A 19,122-nucleotide genomic window follows, 5' to 3' on the forward strand; every position below is an offset into this window, starting at 1 on the left:
CAACGGACACAACGGTCTGTAAAATAACTGTATTTATGATAGCCAACCATACGACAAAACAAAGAGCTTATCATTTTCATAATGCTAGTGCACCTCAAACCTTGTATTTTTTAATCAATTGTACCTAATTTACTTATTATTATATTCCTCACTATTAGAGAAAATACCATATTTATAGTTTTAATGTAATTATTTTTTGAATATTTTTACATTTTACCCTAATTACTCATCCCTTTTTTTATAATTTAATAAACTTATTACCTACAAAAAAAATAAAAACCCTTTTCAAAAGTGAAATTTCACCTTTGAATAAGAGTTTTTAAATTACTAAACTTTATTCACTTAATTCAATGTCTGCAGAATAGATACTCCGAATTTCTCCATCATCGAGCTGTATTTCAAGGACTCCTGATTCCGTTATTCCAATTGCTTTTCCTCGGATAACTTCTGTTAACGTCGTTGCTTTAATTTGTTTCCCAATTGTTCCAGATGCTTCTTCCCAAAGCTTTTTTATTGGACCGAAGCCTTCTGCTATATAGAGATCACTATAATTCTCTAGATAGTTTAAAATGGTTGCAACCAGTTGTGATCGATTCAATGTTTTTTCTTCCTCTATACTTAGAGAAGTTGCAATTGAATGTAGGGCATGTGGAAAATCTGATGGTTGTTGATTTACATTAATACCGATTCCAATCAATAAAGCTTGTACGCGATCCATTTCAGCAATCATTTCTGTTAGAATGCCGGTGCATTTCAGGCCGTTGATCAATATATCATTTGGCCATTTAATCACCGGTGTAAAATTGCTGTAGAGAGATTTCATCGCATTTACAATCGAAACTGCTGCTACTAATGTAAATTGCGGAGCTTGATGGGGCAATACATCCGGCTTAATGATAACCGTCATCCAAATGCCTTTGCCTTTGGTAGATTCCCACGGACGGCTCATTCGTCCCTTCCCATCAGTTTGGGTCTCTGCAATGACAACAGTTCCATCGAGTGCTCCATTTCGCGCTAGTTCATGGGCAATTGTTTGTGTTGAGCCGCACTCTTCAAAATAATGAATTGTCTGTCCAAATCGTTCTGTAGACAGAGTGGATGCTATGCTCGCAGCATCCACTCTGTCTGGTTTACTTACTAAAAGATACCCCTTTTTCTTTATGGTATCAAAAGCATATCCCTCTTCTTGCAGAGACTGTAAATGTTTCCATACCGCCGTTCGAGAGATTCCTAATTCTTCAGCTAGATGCTGACCTGAAATGGGTTCACCCAAAGCTAAAAGGAAACGTTTTAATATTTTATCCTTCATTGATAAAGTCATTTAAGAACCATTCCTTCAACTTCTCTTCGTCATTTTTTACATATCCATTTAAGACGGCAATGATTGCGGCATCCAATGCTACTTTAATCCAGGGACCCCTCTTCCTAGTAGTCCAACTCATCAAATGATTGCCATTGATCGCTAGTTGACTGATCGATTGTAGAGGTAAGTTACTTTTAACTTCTTGTATATTTTCCTTTTTAAATGGCAGCCTCACATTTTGCCACCCCGCAAAATCATAAGCAGTTTCAAGTACATCCAAATCATTTATAAAATAGTCCATTGCAGTCCATTTTTGTAAAAGAGCATCATATGCATTTAGAACTTTACGAATATACGTTTTTTCTTTATTCGACAAGCGGTAGAAATCAACAATGTTTTGAAATTCTTGTCGATTCAGCTGACATAAATAAGCCCAGCCAACTTCAGATTTATCAGCTTTAAAGGTCCGCCAATTCTCCAGCTGTTCAGCAAAATGGCCAGCTAGAAATTTCGAAAGGTTACTTTCAACAAGTAATTGAATTCCGTAATAGGCATATTTACTTTTCCATAACTTTGCCATTTCCATTGAAATTCTTTCGTTCGCAATAAAATCAATCAAATCACTATCTATTTGAATTGCCTTTAAAGTCCCTTCTTCAATCGAAAACCCTAATTGTGCACCAAATCGAACAGCCCTTAACATTCGAAGGGCATCCTCACGAAAACGGACGTTCGGATCACCAACTGCACGAATTACCTTATTTGCTATATCCTCATTCCCACCGTATAGATCTATTATCTGGCCGTCCTTTGTAAATGCCATTGCATTAATTGTAAAGTCCCGTCTTTGCAAGTCCTCTTCCAGATTTCGAACAAAGGCTACCTCTTCGGGTCTGCGATAATCACTATATGTACCCTCTGTACGATAGGTTGTTACTTCAATTGGTTCCCCTTCATCCAATACCAGGACGGTTCCATGTTCGATTCCAACATCTACTGTCGATGAAAAAATTTCTTTCACCTCAGAAGGCAAGGCACTTGTTGCTACATCTACATCATTGACTTTTCTTTGCAATAGATAATCACGAACAGCTCCACCTACAATGACCGCTTCAAATCCACTTCTTTCAATCTTGTCAATTACACTGAGCGCTGCGTGCCATTCTTTATTCACTTTCATACACGAAGTGCCACCAATCGCTCATATAGATGTTCATAATGGTCAATAATCGTTTTGGCTAAAAATTTCGTTTGAATTGACGTGATTGCTGCTTGTCGGAATTGAATCAGCTTCTCTTCATCTCTTAATAATTCTATTGCATATTTAGCTGCTCCCTCGATATCACCCAGTTCAACGATATAACCGTTTTCTCCATGTTGAATCACTTCTGGAATTCCACCTACATTTGTTCCAATTCCAGGTACACCGCAGGCCATCCCTTCTAATAAAACCAACCCAAATGACTCGGTTTCCGACAGTAATAATTTTAAGTCGCTTAAACCGAATAACTCTGCCACATTTTCTTGTTTTCCTAAAAATAGTACATCTTCTTTAAATGGAGATGATTTCACTAAATCCACCATTCTTTGTTTTTCTGGGCCATCGCCTACTAAAAGTAGTTTGGCAGGCATTTCTTCCCGAACTTTAAAGAATGTATGAATGATATCGGGTAAATTTTTAATTTTACGGAAGTTCGATACATGAATGAGCACACGTTCATTATCGCCAATTCCATACTGCGCTTTTAAATTACTGGAATCTACAGGCTTAAATACTGACTCATCCACGAAATTATGAACTGTTTCGATTTCCTTGTTTGTATCGATTAGCTGATAGGTCTGTTCTTTTAGGGCATCTGAAACGGTTGTCACTATATCAGATTTTTCAATCCCGTACTTAATAGCTTGAGCCATAGTTGAATCCTGACCTAATACAGAAATATCCGTTCCATGCAGAGTTGTAAGAATCCCGATATTTTCTCCACTCATTTCACGTGCCAGTACCGCACATACGGCATGCGGAATCGCATAGTGAACATGAAGCACATCTAATTTCTTTTCCTTAATGACATCAGCCATCTTGCTTGCCAAAGCAATGTCATAGGGAGGGAACTGGAATACTGAGTAATTATTGACTTCAACTTCGTGGAAAAATACATTAGGATAAACTTTATTTAACCGAAAAGGAACACTTGAAGTGATAAAATGTATTTCATGTCCTCTTTCAGCAAGCATTTTTCCAAGTTCTGTGGCAAGAACTCCTGAACCACCAACAGTTGGATAACATGTAATACCGATTTTTAACTTTCTCATCCGACGTTCATCCTCTCTATCTAAACAATTAATTACTTTAATCATTGAAAACAAATTAATTAATCAAATATGTGTAGATTCGTTTATGCCTTATTGATTGCGAGAATTGAATTTAGCATCCGTCAGAGGTTCTCTATATTTAGATTATTAACAGTTATTTTAATGCAAAAGTACTATTTTAATTACTATTTTTATTTACGTCTTTCTTGGATTAATCGCCAATCGACAAATCCTTCTTGCAGCCCTTTTAGTAAAATTTCGGCTGTACCCATATTCGTTGCTAAGGGAATGTGGTAAACATCACATAATCGAACAAGTGCTGTTACATCCGGTTCGTGTGGCTGTGCAGTTAAGGGATCTCGAAAGAAAATGACCATATCCATATCATTATTAGCAATCATGGAACCGATTTGCTGGTCGCCACCTAGTGGACCTGAACGAAATCTTGTTAGATTTAAACCAACCTCGTCATGTATTCGCTGGCCAGTTGTCCCCGTTGCAAATAATTCATGCTCGGACAATATCTCTTTATATGCAATTGCAAACTCAACTAGACTATCCTTTTTACGGTCATGTGCAATTAGAGCGATTTTCATGTTAAATCTCCATTCTTATAGGATATTTTCTAATCCATATACTAATTCTTCCAGTGTCATGACTTTTTCAACACAGTAAACTACCCCACCCATAAAGGATTCGCGATTATAGGAATCATGGCGGATTGTAAGCATTTGACCTTCCCCGCCAAATAGAACCTCTTGATGGGCTACTAAACCTGGTAAACGCACCGAGTGGATTCGCATTCCTTCAAAGTCTGCACCTCTTGCACCCGGCATCGTTTCCACTTCAAATTCATGCCCTTGCTTTGTTGCTTCACGTACTTCAGCAATCATTTGAGCTGTTTTCTTTCCTGTGCCAGAAGGAGCGTCTAATTTACGATCATGGTGTAATTCAATGATTTCAACATGCGGCATATACTTTGCAGCCTCTTTAGCGAATTTCATCATTAATACAGCACCAATTGCAAAATTTGGCGCAATGATGCATCCAACCTTGTTAACTTTCGCCAAATTTGTCAACTCTTCCAATTGCTCATCGGTAAATCCCGTAGTCCCAACAACCGTACGAACATTATGTAACATCGCTTCTTTCGTATGTTCGTATACAGAATGCGGATTTGTTAAATCAATTAATACATCTGGTTTGGTTTCGGTGATTAACTGAGTTAAGTTTGTATAAATAGGGACATCTAGATTGGATGGAAACATTTCAAGCTCAGCTAAACTTTCTCCTACATGCTTGTAATCCAATGCAGCTACAAGCTCCAATCCATCACGATTACAAACCGTTTTTACGGCTTCTGAACCCATCTTTCCTCTACTGCCTGCTATTGCTACTCGAATTGTCATAATTGCTCATCCTTTCAAGTCCATAATCGTATCGTCCCTTTTTTTCTTTGCCATTTAAAAGTGTAATCTGATTGGATACCCAATACATCTTCATGTCATACTAAATATAAGAATAAAATCTCCTAATTCGGCATTGATATTCTTGCATTTAGTACAATTTTTCTTAAGGTTGAAAAATGAAAATGATACCTAGTACCCTAGATGGTTTTTAAAAGCAATTAGTCGGGAAGACATAATCAAATTCTTAAAATTTACTATGTACTCATCAATAATTTTTACGTTAGTAAATATCTATTCGACATCATACCACGCACCTACTATCATCGTATATAATAAAGGACTATGTTGTCAAAAGAAGAAAAATACAACATAATATAGTAAACCTTAAATTAGTGGGAATATAAGACACAAAGGTTGTCGCAATTAAATCTGTTATATTTCCGTTATTAAAAATTCCGTGGGTCATACTACAATTTAATGCCGCAAAAATCATGCAACTAGAAGCGATAATAAAAATATTAATGGTCAATGTTTGGAGGTTTTTTATTGAAAGGCTTAAGAATTAAAAATATCATTGGGATCTTGATCGGTGCGGCCATTTATAGTTTCGGTTTTGTACACTTTAATATGCAAAACGAACTTGGTGAAGGCGGCTTCAGCGGAATCACTTTAATTTTATACTTCACTTTAAATTGGGATCCAGCCATTATGAATCTAATTCTCAATATTCCGATGTTCATATTAGGTTGGAAACAATTCGGACGTAGGGAATTTATCTACACAATTATCGGTACGGTAGCTGTTTCAGTCTTTCTTCGGATTTTCCAAGTTTACCAATTCACCCTGGGCTTACAAGATGACTTGTTATTAGCTTCATTATTTGCAGGTGTATTTGTTGGTATAGGACTTGGAATCATTTTCCGTTGTGGAGGAACTACGGGCGGTGTGGATATCATTGCACGTGTGACTCATAAGCATGTCGGTTGGAGTATGGGCCGTACGATGTTTTTATTTGATGCTTTTGTTATTTTTGCATCCTGGATGACTTTTTTAGATGCACGGTCCATGATGTATACTCTTGTTGCTGTTTACGTAGGGGCTCGAGTTATTGACATGGTTCAGGAAGGTGCTTACACTGCGAAAGCTGCACTCATCATTTCAAGTAATCCTGATGAAATCGCGAATTTAATTTCTGAAAAAATGGAACGCGGGATTACGGTTTTCCATGGTTATGGGCACTTTACAAAGCAATCGAAGGATGTTCTATACTGTATTGTGGCACGAAACGAGTTAGTGCGACTAAAATCGATTATACGTTCCATCGATCCAAACGCTTTTGTTTCCATCATCGATGTAAAGGATGTCACCGGAGAAGGATTCAGAATTGATGAATAACCTTGGTATCTCTTCTTTTGAATATGATTTTTTTGCTATCGATAAGTAGCTACACTTGAAAGATAATTAAATGAGAGCGCTTGGATTTAGTATTATTCCAAGCGCTCATTTAATTTACATTCTGCTTTTTCGTGGGTTATACAAGATGATTAGTGAACACGTGTTATTCATCTGCCTTCGACAATACCTCATTCACATAACGAGCAACTTCTTCAACCTCTTCTTCTGTTAAAATTGTTCCAAATGCCGGCATTGTGGACCCACCATTTTTAATTCTGTCTACCACACCATCATAGTTTTCCGCTAACTCACTTAGTTGAAGGTTTGGTCCATTATGTCCGTTTTCCCCCATATTTCCATGACACGATAAGCAGTTCCCTTCATAAATGGAAAGCCCTAATTCGTAAGAATCACTTGTGTCACCAGTTGTATCTGGTTCTGCCGGCTCTTCAGCTGCCGCTACGTCGCCATCAGCTTCTGCACTATTTTTTTCTGAAGCATCAATCGGTGTTCCATCCCAGCTGCCATTTAGTTTGAACGTATATACTTTATCCCCATGTACAGATCCAGCCAACGAATTCCCTGCAGCAAAAATCGAAAGATATTGTTCACCATCTATTTCATACGTAACGGAAGGGGCATTGGCACCTGCATCCATTTTATAGCTCCATACTTCTTCTCCCGTTTTTGCATTGAATGCAATCAGACGTCCATCATTATGACCAACAAAAATCAAGTCCCCAGCTGTTGCCAGTACTCCTGAATATGCATTGGTATCCCAAACAACTTGCCAAGCAATAGTATTTGTTTTTACATCCATGGCAGTTATTGTTCCCCTAGTTGGTGCATCAGAGACCGGAACCATGATACTGCCTATATACATTCCGCCTTCTTCATAGATGTCTTCGTCCATTCGAGATAGGGCAATATAGCCATCTGTACCTAAAACATAGAAATATTCTGTTTCAGGAGAGTAGGCTGATGGTGGCCAGTTTGCTCCGCCGAATGCAGATGGTTTTAAGGTGATTGGTTCATCCCAGAAAGGAGTAAAGATAGAACCAACTTCTCCTTCAAAATCTTCACTTAAATCACGCTCTACATCCGCTTCCGTGACTTCTTGAGGAACAAAGGAATCACCGACCGGGAATGGCTGAGTAGGTGAGGTCTTTTGCTCAGCAAGCTGAGGTACTTCTTTTTCCTCAATACCTATTAATGGTTCACCGGTTTCTCGATCTAAGAAGTAAATCCACCCGGTCTTACCAGCTTCCCCAAGTGCTTTTCTTGTTTCCCCATTTATTTCTACATCAAATAATATAACAGGATTTGTAGGATCCAAGTCCCATATATCATGATGCACTTGTTGGAAATGCCATACATACTCACCAGTTTCAGCATTTAAAGCAATAATGGAATTGGCATAAAGATTATCCCCTTCCCGTTTGCTTCCATCTAAATCCGGGGACGTATTGCCTGTTACAAAGTAAATATACCCCAGTTCTGGGTCAACTGCCGGTGTGTTCCATACCGGAGCACCACCATGTAACCAGTTTTTATCTTCATCATCAGGCCATGTATCACCATTTTTTTCATATGGTGTAGGAATCGAATACCATCGCCATACTTCATGCCCATATTCAGCATCGTAAGCCATAATTCTCCCACGAATTCCATACTCCCCACCTGCAACCCCTGTGTATACCTTACCGTTATAAAAAAGTGGAGCACTCGTAATCGTATAGCCCTCTTCCCAATCAGCTACTTCTGTCTCCCAAAGCAGTTCACCAGTTTGTTGGTCTAATGCTACCAATCTAGCATCCAATAGACCCGCAAAAACTTTTCCATCCGCAACTGCAACGCCTCGAGTCGTCCAACCACAACAAACCGTATCAAGCTTTTCTTCGATTTCGGGACGAAACTCCCAAATTTTTTCGCCTGATTTTGCATCCAGCGCCAAAACATCATTTTCGGCTGTTGCAATATACATAATCCCATCTACCACTATAGGTGTTGCTTCTCCCGAAAACTTCATGTCCAGGCTTGCACCTAAACTTGTGACCCACTGCGGCTGCAATTCTTCAATTGTTTCTAAGTTAATTTGTTCGAGTTCCGAGAAGCGGCGGTTGTAATAGTCCCCTCCATGGGTAACCCATTCGTCTTTTGCATAGTCTACTTTTATATCTGGTTGACTAGGACTTTTTCCATCGTTTTCCTCTGCATCCTCTGTACTTGTATTGATGGTGAACGCAGCACCATCATCTACAATTTTTCCCTCTTCCAGACTTTGTTTCGTTAACACTCCGGCATAGAAAGCAAGGACAGCAATAACAATTATCCCAACAAAACTAAACAACAGCACTTTAGAAATACTAAATTTCATCTCTCTCCCCCCTTTAATTTGTTATGTAAAGCACTTGATGGCGCTTTCATAACTGAGGAATATTACTCTACATTCTATTAATCTAAAGTACTAGTTATTATTTGTTTGAAAATATTTTTTGCTTTGTGAAAATTAGACAAAAAAAATGCCCCAAAAGTTTGTTGAAAAAACCTTTGGGACAAATCTTTCGTAGTCATATATTTAATCGTCTGATCTCATACCTGTATAGATTAGGATTAAACGCAGTAGTTCCAATACCGCTACCGCTGCTGCAGCAACATAAGTCATAGCAGCTGCATTTAAAACCTTTTTCGCCGAACGCTCTTCATTATTTGCAATAATACCTAAAGACACCACTTCATTCATCGCACGTTTTGAAGCATCGAATTCGACTGGTAAAGTAACTACTTGGAATATAACTCCTGCAAGAAGTAATCCAATACCTAACAATAAAAAGCCGGAACTGGATGCAAAAATACCAATCATTACAAAAATCCAAGATGCATTAGACGTAATATTTGCTACGGGCGCTAATTTAGAACGTATATTTAAAAATGAATAAGCTTCTTTATGTTGAATGGCATGGCCAACCTCGTGTGCTGCAACAGCGACTCCGGCAATTGATGATTCATAGAAATTCTTTTCGGATAATGCTACAGTTTTTGTTGCCGGGTTGTAATGATCCGATAAAACGCCTTGTGTCGGTACTACTCGTACATCAAATAATCCATGCTGATCCAATATCTGTCGTGCTACTTGAGCACCAGTTACTCTTTTTGAAGATTGCACTTGAGAAAATTTCTTGTAAGTACTTCTCACTTTCATCTGTGCATAAATCGGCAATATTAAAATAATCAGAAAGTAGATAATATACATACCTGCTGTCAATTAACCTCTTCCTTTCTAATAAATTACTATACTACTAATTCTAGTAGCTCATGAAGGGTTATGCAAATAATCACACCTATTAGAAAAAATCTTATTGACAAAAAATAGCGATTTTCACTTTTTTACTTAAACTGATTCACATATTTTTTGCTATTGGTAGTATAAACAAAATAGGCAATCGCAATGCAAACAATAGATAGCCAAAATGTAAAATAACCGATTTGACTTGTATATTGGTCGAGCACGGAGTAAATAGGCATTTGTCCAAAAACATAATCAATCACATCATTATGCAATGTCCAAATACCAGCGATTGCGATATGAACCGCTCCAAACCGATATTTTGACATATAAAGTATTGCTTGAACAGCCATTAATCCATGGGAAACGACCAGCATCCATCCAGAAGCACCAATTGAGCCAATTTCTTTTAAAGTCAATAAATTCATGACAACTGCCCATACTCCATACTTCACGAGGGTAATTAGAGCTAATGCCTCAATCAATTTAAAATGTCTTCCAAATATCCAACCAAGAACTGCTATACAAAAAAATAAACTTGCGGTAGGACTGTCTGGAACAAAAATTAAAAATTTCGGTTCAGTTCTAGATAATTGAGAACCGTACCAGATATAACCATAGATTGTACCAAAAAAGTTAATCAAAAATAATAATGTTAAAAAAGAACGATGCGTTAATAGAAACGATACTTGACTTAAAAATAACTTCATTTTTCAATTCCCCTTATTATTCCTTTAAATTATAAAAATTATGTATTTTTTCTTACGATACTACATATGTAAATAGAAATAACTAAAAGAGAAGAGAGTCAGTTTCCCGACTCTCTTTTGAAAAAATATTATTCTTCAGCTTTTAAACTAGCGATAAATTCAGCTAATACTTGAAGTTCTTCATCAGTACCTGCAAATTGACCCGCTGGCATTGCGCCACGACCATTTTTAATTACTTCTGCAACTTCTTCAGCTGTTAGTTCGTTACCTACTAGAGCAGGTGCTGCTGCGCCACCTTGCATATCAGCACCGTGACATGCGATACATGATTTACCTTGTTCACCTGAGAAAATTAAGAAACCTTCTGCAGTTTCATCAATTTCAATGTCCACTTGTTCTTTGATTTCACCTTGTTTTGCTGCTGCTTCCCAGTCATGGTTTACAACTGATTCCCAAGTTAAGAAAATCATTGCAGCAAGTGATAACAACATAAACGCAGTTGGCAATGGACGTTTTGATGGACGACGTTCAGGACCTTTGTCCAAGAACGGCATCAACATTAATGCACCGATTGCTAAACCAGGCATAATAATCGCGCCGATTACATTGTATGGACCTGATGCATAAGTGTATTTTAATAATTGGTACAAGAATAGGAAGTACCAGTCTGGTAATGGAATATATGAAGCATTGGTTGGATCTGCCGGACCTTCAAGTGGTGAAGGATGAGCGACAGTTAATAATAAATATCCAATTAAGAAAACTGCACCAACCATCCATTCTTTTAATAAGAAGTCAGGCCAGAAAGCTTCTGTTTTACCTGGATACTCGGAATAATCTTTAGGCATATTCACCATACGGTTATTTGCTTTAACGCGTGAATCACCTACGAATTTCATCCCTTTTCCGCGATGCATAGTGTCCCCTCCTTTAGAAAATCATAGACCATTTCATCAATCCAATATTGAATCAAAGCGGTCCAGAAATACCTTGACGACGAATCATGATAAAGTGTGCTGCTAGTAATGCAAATAATGCTGCAGGTAAGAAGAATACATGAATTGCGAAGAAACGTGTTAGCGTTTGAGCACCAATTATTGTAGCATCCCCAGCAAGTAAAATTTTAATAAGTTCTCCAATAAACGGAACAGAAGCAGCGATTTCAATACCTACTTTAGTAGCGAATAGCGCTTTCATATCCCAAGGTAATAAGTATCCTGTGAAACCTAATCCTAACATTACACAGAAAATTAAAACTCCTACAATCCAGTTTAACTCACGAGGTTTTTTATAAGAACCTGTAAAGAACACACGAAGTGTATGTAAGAACATCATTACGATAACTAATGAAGCTCCCCAGTGGTGCATCCCACGTACGATTTCACCAAAAGCTACTTCGTTTTGTAAGTAATAAACTGATTTCCATGCATTTTCTACGTCCGGTACGTAGTACATTGTTAAGAACATACCCGATAATATCTGGATAACAGTTATAAAGAATGTTAAACCACCGAAACAGTAAACAAATGCAGAAAAGTGATGTGCAGGGTTAACGTGCTCTGGCACTTCGTGGTCGGCAATATCACGCCAGATTGGAGTGATATCCAGTCGTTCATCGACCCAATCATAAATTTTATTTAGCACTGATGTCTACCCCCTTACTAATTAAACTAAATTATTTGCGATTTTTTTCCCAAGCAATAAAAAGCCATCTTGTTCTGATACTTCGTATGCATCCAATGGACCTAATGGTGGTGTACCTGGAACGTTTTTACCAGTTTTTTCATAACGTCCACCGTGACAAGCACAGAAGAATTGATTTGGGTGCTCAGTATCACTATTCCAGTTAACAGTACAGCCTAAGTGTTTACAAACTGGCGATAGTGCAACTATAGAATCTCCACTTTTATAAACCCAAGCAGTATCAGTAACTTCAGATGTGTACCATGCATCAACTTGTTCATATGAAAAGTCAACTTTTACAGGCTCCTCTGTAAGATCTGCAACTTTTTGGCTAGTTTGTACAAAATCACCATCAGCTTTAGTCTGTAAAGCTGGATCAATTGCAAAGCGAACCATTGGCATTAAAATACCCGCCGCCATAAATCCACCAACACCAGTTAAAGTGTAGTTAAGAAATTGACGTCTTGAAACTCGATTGTTACTCATCCTTTTCCCCCCTCTAACTAAAAGGTCAGTCCAACGGACATACTTTTACAAATAGTAATTACTAGGACATATCTATGATATATCAAGAAAATAGGTTGGTCAATATTGGCTTTCTATACTTTCGACAAGTTTGTGAACATTTATTGAAATAATTTACTAAACTTGGAACCACTTGGAAGTCAGTACCGGTATGATTTGTTTTAATTGCTCTTCAAGCACTGTTTTCTTTACCCCTTTATCCATAGACTCCAGTGGAATAGCAGGTAACCAGATTACATCAACTTCTTCACTAAAACTTGTCCACGTGTAGTCGCTTGTAATAAAGATTACATGCTTAAAACCTGCTTTTTGCAGGTCTTCCTTTAACGAGTTTACTGACAAGCCAGGTTTTGTTTGTTCCGTATAAGAAAATGGAGGGACAAGCATTAATCTCCCTTTAAACTGTTGTTCGACAAATGCTGTCAGGGACATTAAATACTCTGCCGCAGAGCTGCTTTGTTTTATTCTTGCATCATCAAAATCTAGAGCAAGCAGTGGTACGAGCGCCGTATCAATAAAATCTTTTTGTGATTGAAATTGTTGTACATCATTTACATTAAAGAACATTACTTTTCCTCCATATATCAATATTTACTATTGCCAAAAACAAAAAAAAATAACAGATTAATTTTATACAAATATCACTTTATAAAATATGTATTGATAGCACAAATATAGTCTCATCCAGCTGATCTATTCCCGACTGAATGAGACTAAGAATGGTTGATCAATTCTCACATACTGCATGGTTGCCTCGTTCGTTCCTCAAGTACGTGATTGTTCTGTATGGTTCAACATTTACGCTTCCCGCTTTTATGGCAAGCGTTTTCAAGAAAGGCTAAAGGAATAACCTAAAAATTTGTGTAGACAAAGTCAATAACAACTTTGTCTACACTCGGGAATCTATCGTATATTGTAGAGTTGTATGCTTCAAATTTAATTGTTTCTTAATTTGATATCCTTCTTCTCTATTTCTATCTTACAATAATCTAGTTACACATTTTTAGTAGTTTGCTTCAATGCCTGGAGTAAATTAGATAGCGAATAGAATCTTTCCTTGTCTCCTCTATCTAATGCGTCGTCAATTTCTTTTAATAATTTCTCTTCTTGAAATGCCAACAAACTATTATTTAGCATTTCTTCCGCAATTAGTCGATCCTTTTCACTAATATGCAAATACTTTGGCATAAATGGATTTTCCTCTAATACAGCTAAATACTGCTGGCTAGGTGGAATATTAGGAAAGTTTAATTGGATATACATGCTTTCACTTGGATGTAATCGTAAATCATGAAACGATTTTTCAGCATCACTTGTCATGATATTTCCTTTGTAAAATCGAAATGGTACTCCAGTTGAATCAACAGAGGACATTACAATCGCTCGCGGACAATAATGCGCTTCTTCTACAAAGTGAATATTTTCAAGTAGGTTATCGTTACTTAATAAATAATTCAGTATCCAAACGCATTCTCTTCTTTTTAATTGATAATTTTTAAGAAACCAACGAACAAATGTTTTTTTATCAATAATCGGAATGGAAGAAGTCACTTTGCTATCCCTCCTTTTATTCAAGAGTGTAGAGAAGATCTAACCATTGCTGCTCGGTAGGTTCCAAGGCAATTAAACGATTAACGATACTTCGTGCTTCCTCTCTTTTTCCTTCTTCAATCAAGAAATAACAATATTTTTCTAAAAACGATGGTTCGTCTTTAAAATCATTATATGCTACCTTATAAACTTCGGATGCACGTTCATACTGCTCATTCTTTGCATAAGCATCCGCAACATAGGGATATAAAGCACTCCAGTCGAAATCATTATTTTTTAAATTTTCATACAATTCAACAATTTCCTCGTAACGTTCTTGATTTGCATAGACCGACATAAGTACTAAAATCGCTTCCATATACTCAGGGTCAAGTGCAATGGCTTGTTGTAAATACTGTGTTGCCTCATTTGGCAAACTATTTTTCAATGCCATTTTTCCAGCAAATAAATAGAATGATTTTTCATATTCATCGCGCTGCAATCCTTCTTCAATGGTTTTTAAAGCTCTTTTATTATCTTCCATCATCGCATAACTTTCTGCCAACAATAAGTAAGCGCTAAAATAATCTGGATCGAGTTCTTTCAAATCCTCCAGCTGTTTAGTAGCTAATTCATATTTTTCCGTTTGGAAAGCTGCGTAAGCCGAGCCAAATAATAAATCAGGTGATACAGAGTCCTCTAATGCTTCCAGATAATAATCCAAGGCAGTTTCATATCCACCGCCTGCACGGTATACTTCCGCTAGCCTTGAAGCTAATAATACTCCTGCAATGTCTTTTTCTTTTGCATGCAGTTCTTCGTAAATACGAGCAGCTTCCGTGAAGCGTCCTGTTTCAAATAATAGTTCAGCTTTTGCAAATTGTAACAATGGCTCATTAGGCAATAAGTCCAATGCTTCTGTAATACGAATATCAGCCACTTCATATAACCCTTGCATCTGATAATAATCCGCTAACAACAGTAAGCTTTGTGGATACTCTGGCGCCTCGGAATCAATGCCCATCAGTAATTGGAGCGCTTCATCTTCGTCACCTAGCTCGATTAATACTGATGCACGATCAATCGCCACCTGAGCTTCATCTGGGAATAAAAACTGTAAATGTTCATAAACTCGATTTGCTTCATTTAAAAATCCGTATTGCATCAATAAATCCGCAATCTCGTATTGGACATCTGCCTGTTCGTTTAATAAAAATGTTTCTAACAAATTATTAATTTGTTGTAGTTCTCCATTTTGGATGGCTTGTATCATTTCGTTCGCTGTATTTGTCAACTTTGCTCACCTTTTTTTATGTTTAGTCAATACTATGCTACTTCACTTGTTTAATAGAAACAAGAAAAAGGACCTGTCCCGCTAGAATTCGAGGAGGCCCTGCTATAATAAAATCTTGTCTTTCTACTTAAACAGTATATAATTGATTACGAATTTTTCAAAAGTCCTTCTACATGTTCGAAGAAGGTTGGGTACGAAACAGCAATACACTCGGTATCATCAATTTCAATAGGAGAAGTTGATATTAAGGCAGCGATTGCTGACATCATTCCGATACGATGATCTCCGTATGACTGTAAATCAGCTCCATGGAGTTTTGTAGGTCCATGAATGATCATCCCATCATCAGTTGCTTCAATTTCTGCTCCGAGCTTTTGAAGTTCTGTTACTACAGCAGTGATACGGTCCGTTTCTTTAACTTTTAACTCCTCGGCATTACGGATGATTGTAGTACCCTCTGCTTGGGTCGCTAAAAGGGCAATAATCGGGATTTCATCGATTAGTCGCGGGATTATCTCTCCCCCAATCGTTGTTGCTTTAAGGCCAGAAGTTCGTATCGTTAATGTTGCAGTTGGTTCTGCTGCTTGGTCATCATCTATTTCGACAGACAAATCTGCCCCCATTTTCTCCAGCACTTCAATAATCCCTGCCCTAGTCGGATTAATACCAACGTTTTCCATGATAATTTCGCTTCCTGGAACAATTGCCCCTGCAACTAGGAAAAATGCTGCTGATGAGATATCACCTGGAATATTGACATGGGTAGCTCGCAGTTGTTGTCCACCTTCGAACGCTACCGCACCACCTTCTACTTCAACTGTTGCACCGAATTGTTTAAGCATTCTTTCCGTGTGATCGCGTGAGACTTCTTTTTCTCGAACAATTGTTGTCCCTTCGGCACGTAGTCCTGCGAGTAAAATTGCTGATTTAACTTGGGCACTTGCCACAGGCATCGTATAGTCAATTGCTTTTAACTTTGTTCCTTGAACAGCTAAAGGTGTATATTGGCCATTTTCTCTTCCAGCAATTTTCGCTCCCATCAAACGCAATGGATCTGCAACTCTACGCATTGGTCGTTTACCGATAGAAGCATCACCAGTCATTACTGTATGCAGCGTTGTTCCCGATAAAATACCCAACATGAGTCTAGTTGTTGTACCAGAATTACCAGTATACAAGACTTCTTTCGGTTCTTCCCAGTTGTCCATGCCAGGGCTCGATATGGTAACATTAGTTCCCTCAACATGGATTTCTACGCCAAGCTTGCGAAAACAATCAATGGTACTAAGACAATCCTCCCCAAGGAGAAATCCGCTGACCGTTGTTTTTCCTTGTGCAATCGATCCAAACATGACAGAACGATGAGAAATGGATTTGTCACCTGGAACAGTGATTGTTCCATTTAGACTGACATTTTTATAATCTAAATTTGTTGTAGAAGACATCCGTATGCTCCTTTCAGAATAGACATTTACTTAATTATGACATATACATTTCATACTTTGTTCTTTTACTTATACATTGTTGCGCTTTGTCACGGTCATCAGCATTTTGGAAGCTAATAACTAAAATACCAAATACATCTTCACGAGCCTCTACAACACGGATATTCGTGATGCTTATCTGCTCGTGCGCTAAATAACCTGTTAACTCGGAAATTACACCAGGATAGTCAGGGATATCAATATATAAATCATACGTTGTATAGAAAGCACCAGTATTTTTCGGCAATTGATCGCGTACTTCTTTTGCATTAGCAAAGTACTCTTCAATTGATTCGGCATTGGAACCAAGAAGGAGTGATTTTACACGATTCATCTCATCCTGCCAGGAATTTAACTGGTTTAGTAACTCATCCCTATTTTGCAGTACAATATCTTTCCACATTAATGGATTGGAAGAAGCAATTCGCGTCACATCACGAAAACCTCCTGCAGCAAGCATACTAGTCATTGGATACTTATGCTGTTCACTATGGAGCTGATGTACGAGGGACGCTGCAACGATATGCGGAAAATGACTTACAACTGCTGTCATATGATCATGTTCATAAGCATCAAGCCTCACTATTTTCGCTAGTGTAAATTTTAATAAATCTTCAAGTTGCTTGATCTGTTCTTCTAATTCGTTTTCTAAAGGGGTTAAAATATAATACGCGTTTTCGAAGAGATACGTTTTTGCGGCTTGAACACCACTTTTATGAGAACCAGCCATTGGATGACCGCCGATAAAAGTAATGCCCTTTTCTCGCAATTGTGCACCCTTTTCCATAATTAAACCTTTCGTACTTCCTGTGTCAGTTACTATCACATTCTTCTTAAGCGGCCATTCTTTCATACGGTCCAGCCAGTCAAGCGTTGCATTTACAGGTGTTCCAAATATAATAACATCTGCCGTACTTGCAGCAAGTATTACATCATCTACAACTTCATGGACAATATTTAGCTCAAGTGCTTGCTGCCGGGTTTTTTCATATAAATCGAAACCGTATACTTTCGTGTTCGGTGCTTTTTGACAGGAAAGAGCAATCGACCCTCCTATCAAACCTAGTCCGATGACTAAGACATTCCGTGTCATGCAAAAACTCCCTGTTCCGTAAGTACTTCTTCCAGCAGAGTTAAGAATTTGTCATTTTGCTCCACTGTCCCAATCGTCACACGTATAAACTCACGTACACCTAATGCATTTCCGCTTCGAATAATAAACCCGCGCTTCATCATCTCTTTAAACACAACATCACTATCAGCTTTTACTTCGAATAAAATAAAGTTTGTTTCCGTTGGATAGTACTTCAAACCATGTTTTTCGCAAAACTGAACAAATTGCTTTTTGCCATCTTCATTTCTTTCCTTGCATTCATTGATGAAATCCTGGTCTTCCAAGGCAATAATTGCAGCTTTTTGACTTAGAATTGTGTTATTGAAAGGAGCACGAACCGCATCTAATTTTGCAATCGTTTCCTCTTGTGCAATTCCATAACCAACACGGAACGATGCAAGTCCATAAGCTTTTGAAAAAGTTCGCAAAATAATTACATTTGGGTATTCATTTATATATGAAAGCGAATCTTTGTGACCTGATGAGTTCACGTACTCAAAATAAGCTTCATCCAGCACTACTAGTGCTTCAGTAGGTACCTTCTTTAGAAAGTTTTGTAGGTCATCATCATTGACAATCGTACCTGTTGGGTTATTCGGATTACATACCCATACAACAGATGTATTTTCATCAATTGCATCCAACATTGCAACGAGATCATGCTTTCCATTTTGTAATGGAATTTCCCTAACTTCCGCTCCTTCAATTTCTGCATTATGGCGATATTGCGAGAAAGAAGGAGTTGCCATAACTGTATTCACACCTGGGTAAAGTAATGCACGGGTAATTATCGCAATTAAATCATCTGATCCGTTCCCAAAAATAACATTCGTCTCTTTAACATTTAAATGATTGGCAACAGCTGTACGCAACTCCTGTGCATAGCCATCTGGATAAATTGCATGATTTGAATGATCACTAGCTAAAAATGCCTCTACTTTTGGTGAAAAACCATAAGGATTTTCGTTCGAAGCAAGTTTTACTACTTCATCCAATCCAAATTCTTTTTTCACTTCTTCAATTGGCTTCCCTGGAAGGTATGCTTTCATCTCATATATTTGCTGTTTCCATTTCAT

At 37.7% G+C, this 19,122-nt stretch carries 18 protein-coding genes; 1 reads left to right on the plus strand and 17 read right to left on the minus strand.

From position 1 onward, the window contains the following. Positions 1–334: 334 nt before the first annotated feature. The 5 genes from ACFQU5_RS03915 to dapB all read right to left on the minus strand — a co-directional run bounded on the left by ACFQU5_RS03915 (position 335) and on the right by dapB (position 5,025). Entirely contained in the window at positions 335–1,321 is a 987-nt protein-coding gene (locus tag ACFQU5_RS03915) for a biotin--[acetyl-CoA-carboxylase] ligase (protein WP_390284951.1), read from the minus strand. Next, on the minus strand, positions 1,299–2,483 hold the full coding sequence (locus ACFQU5_RS03920) for a CCA tRNA nucleotidyltransferase (protein WP_390284953.1): 1,185 nt from the start codon (positions 2,481–2,483) through the stop codon (positions 1,299–1,301). The genes ACFQU5_RS03915 and ACFQU5_RS03920 overlap by 23 nt, the downstream gene beginning before the upstream one ends. Beyond that, complete coding sequence (gene bshA, locus ACFQU5_RS03925; RefSeq protein WP_390284955.1) at positions 2,480–3,616, minus strand: N-acetyl-alpha-D-glucosaminyl L-malate synthase BshA; 1,137 nt, start codon at positions 3,614–3,616, stop codon at positions 2,480–2,482. Before bshA ends, ACFQU5_RS03920 begins: the two co-directional genes overlap by 4 nt. A 191-nt stretch (positions 3,617–3,807) precedes the next feature. Further along, a complete protein-coding gene (gene mgsA, locus ACFQU5_RS03930) occupies positions 3,808–4,212 on the minus strand; it encodes a methylglyoxal synthase (protein WP_390284957.1) in 405 nt (134 codons plus the stop codon). Between the two features lie 15 nt (positions 4,213–4,227). After that, positions 4,228–5,025, minus strand: coding sequence for a 4-hydroxy-tetrahydrodipicolinate reductase (gene dapB, locus ACFQU5_RS03935; RefSeq protein ID WP_390284959.1), 798 nt, complete (start codon positions 5,023–5,025; stop codon positions 4,228–4,230). A 528-nt stretch (positions 5,026–5,553) separates the two neighbouring features. On the opposite strand from dapB, the gene ACFQU5_RS03940 reads away from it, so the two are divergent. Continuing rightward, positions 5,554–6,420 (plus strand): YitT family protein, encoded by an 867-nt coding sequence (locus ACFQU5_RS03940; RefSeq protein ID WP_390284961.1) that lies wholly within the window; start codon positions 5,554–5,556, stop codon positions 6,418–6,420. 163 nt (positions 6,421–6,583) lie between these two features. On the opposite strand, the gene ACFQU5_RS03945 is transcribed toward ACFQU5_RS03940, so the two are convergent. The 12 genes from ACFQU5_RS03945 to hisC form a co-directional block, all read right to left on the minus strand. Then, the gene (locus ACFQU5_RS03945; RefSeq protein ID WP_390284963.1) at positions 6,584–8,797 is read right to left on the minus strand and encodes an outer membrane protein assembly factor BamB family protein; all 2,214 of its coding nucleotides are present in this window, start codon (positions 8,795–8,797) and stop codon (positions 6,584–6,586) included. Between the two features lie 201 nt (positions 8,798–8,998). After that, positions 8,999–9,673: a zinc metallopeptidase gene (locus ACFQU5_RS03950; RefSeq protein WP_408063436.1), complete on the minus strand. Its 675-nt coding sequence runs from the start codon at positions 9,671–9,673 to the stop codon at positions 8,999–9,001. A gap of 134 nt (positions 9,674–9,807) precedes the next feature. Beyond that, positions 9,808–10,416, minus strand: coding sequence for a lipoprotein heptaprenylglyceryl N-acetyltransferase LhaT (lhaT, locus tag ACFQU5_RS03955; RefSeq protein ID WP_390284967.1), 609 nt, complete (start codon positions 10,414–10,416; stop codon positions 9,808–9,810). 128 nt (positions 10,417–10,544) lie between these two features. Next, on the minus strand, positions 10,545–11,333 hold the full coding sequence (locus tag ACFQU5_RS03960) for a menaquinol-cytochrome c reductase cytochrome b/c subunit (RefSeq protein ID WP_390284969.1): 789 nt from the start codon (positions 11,331–11,333) through the stop codon (positions 10,545–10,547). Positions 11,334–11,385: 52 nt separating this feature from the next. Next, a complete protein-coding gene (gene qcrB / locus ACFQU5_RS03965; protein WP_036203671.1) occupies positions 11,386–12,060 on the minus strand; it encodes a menaquinol-cytochrome c reductase cytochrome b subunit in 675 nt (224 codons plus the stop codon). 21 nt (positions 12,061–12,081) lie between these two features. Further along, positions 12,082–12,585 carry a QcrA and Rieske domain-containing protein gene (locus ACFQU5_RS03970; protein WP_390284972.1) on the minus strand — a complete coding sequence of 168 codons (504 nt, stop codon included), beginning with the start codon at positions 12,583–12,585 and terminating at the stop codon, positions 12,082–12,084. A 156-nt stretch (positions 12,586–12,741) separates the two neighbouring features. Then, the gene (locus tag ACFQU5_RS03975; RefSeq protein WP_390284974.1) at positions 12,742–13,191 is read right to left on the minus strand and encodes a YpiF family protein; all 450 of its coding nucleotides are present in this window, start codon (positions 13,189–13,191) and stop codon (positions 12,742–12,744) included. Between the two features lie 426 nt (positions 13,192–13,617). Continuing rightward, positions 13,618–14,175 (minus strand): ReoY family proteolytic degradation factor, encoded by a 558-nt coding sequence (locus ACFQU5_RS03980; RefSeq protein ID WP_390284976.1) that lies wholly within the window; start codon positions 14,173–14,175, stop codon positions 13,618–13,620. 16 nt (positions 14,176–14,191) lie between these two features. Further along, on the minus strand, positions 14,192–15,427 hold the full coding sequence (locus tag ACFQU5_RS03985) for a tetratricopeptide repeat protein (RefSeq protein WP_390286497.1): 1,236 nt from the start codon (positions 15,425–15,427) through the stop codon (positions 14,192–14,194). A gap of 167 nt (positions 15,428–15,594) precedes the next feature. After that, positions 15,595–16,893, minus strand: coding sequence for a 3-phosphoshikimate 1-carboxyvinyltransferase (gene aroA, locus ACFQU5_RS03990; protein WP_390284978.1), 1,299 nt, complete (start codon positions 16,891–16,893; stop codon positions 15,595–15,597). A gap of 34 nt (positions 16,894–16,927) precedes the next feature. Continuing rightward, positions 16,928–18,025, minus strand: coding sequence for a prephenate dehydrogenase (locus ACFQU5_RS03995; RefSeq protein ID WP_390284980.1), 1,098 nt, complete (start codon positions 18,023–18,025; stop codon positions 16,928–16,930). Then, a complete protein-coding gene (gene hisC, locus ACFQU5_RS04000; protein WP_390284982.1) occupies positions 18,022–19,122 on the minus strand; it encodes a histidinol-phosphate transaminase in 1,101 nt (366 codons plus the stop codon). Before hisC ends, ACFQU5_RS03995 begins: the two co-directional genes overlap by 4 nt.

The sequence above is a fragment of the Ureibacillus sp. GCM10028918 genome (genome assembly GCF_042666115.1).
Classification (GTDB): domain Bacteria; phylum Bacillota; class Bacilli; order Bacillales_A; family Planococcaceae; genus Ureibacillus.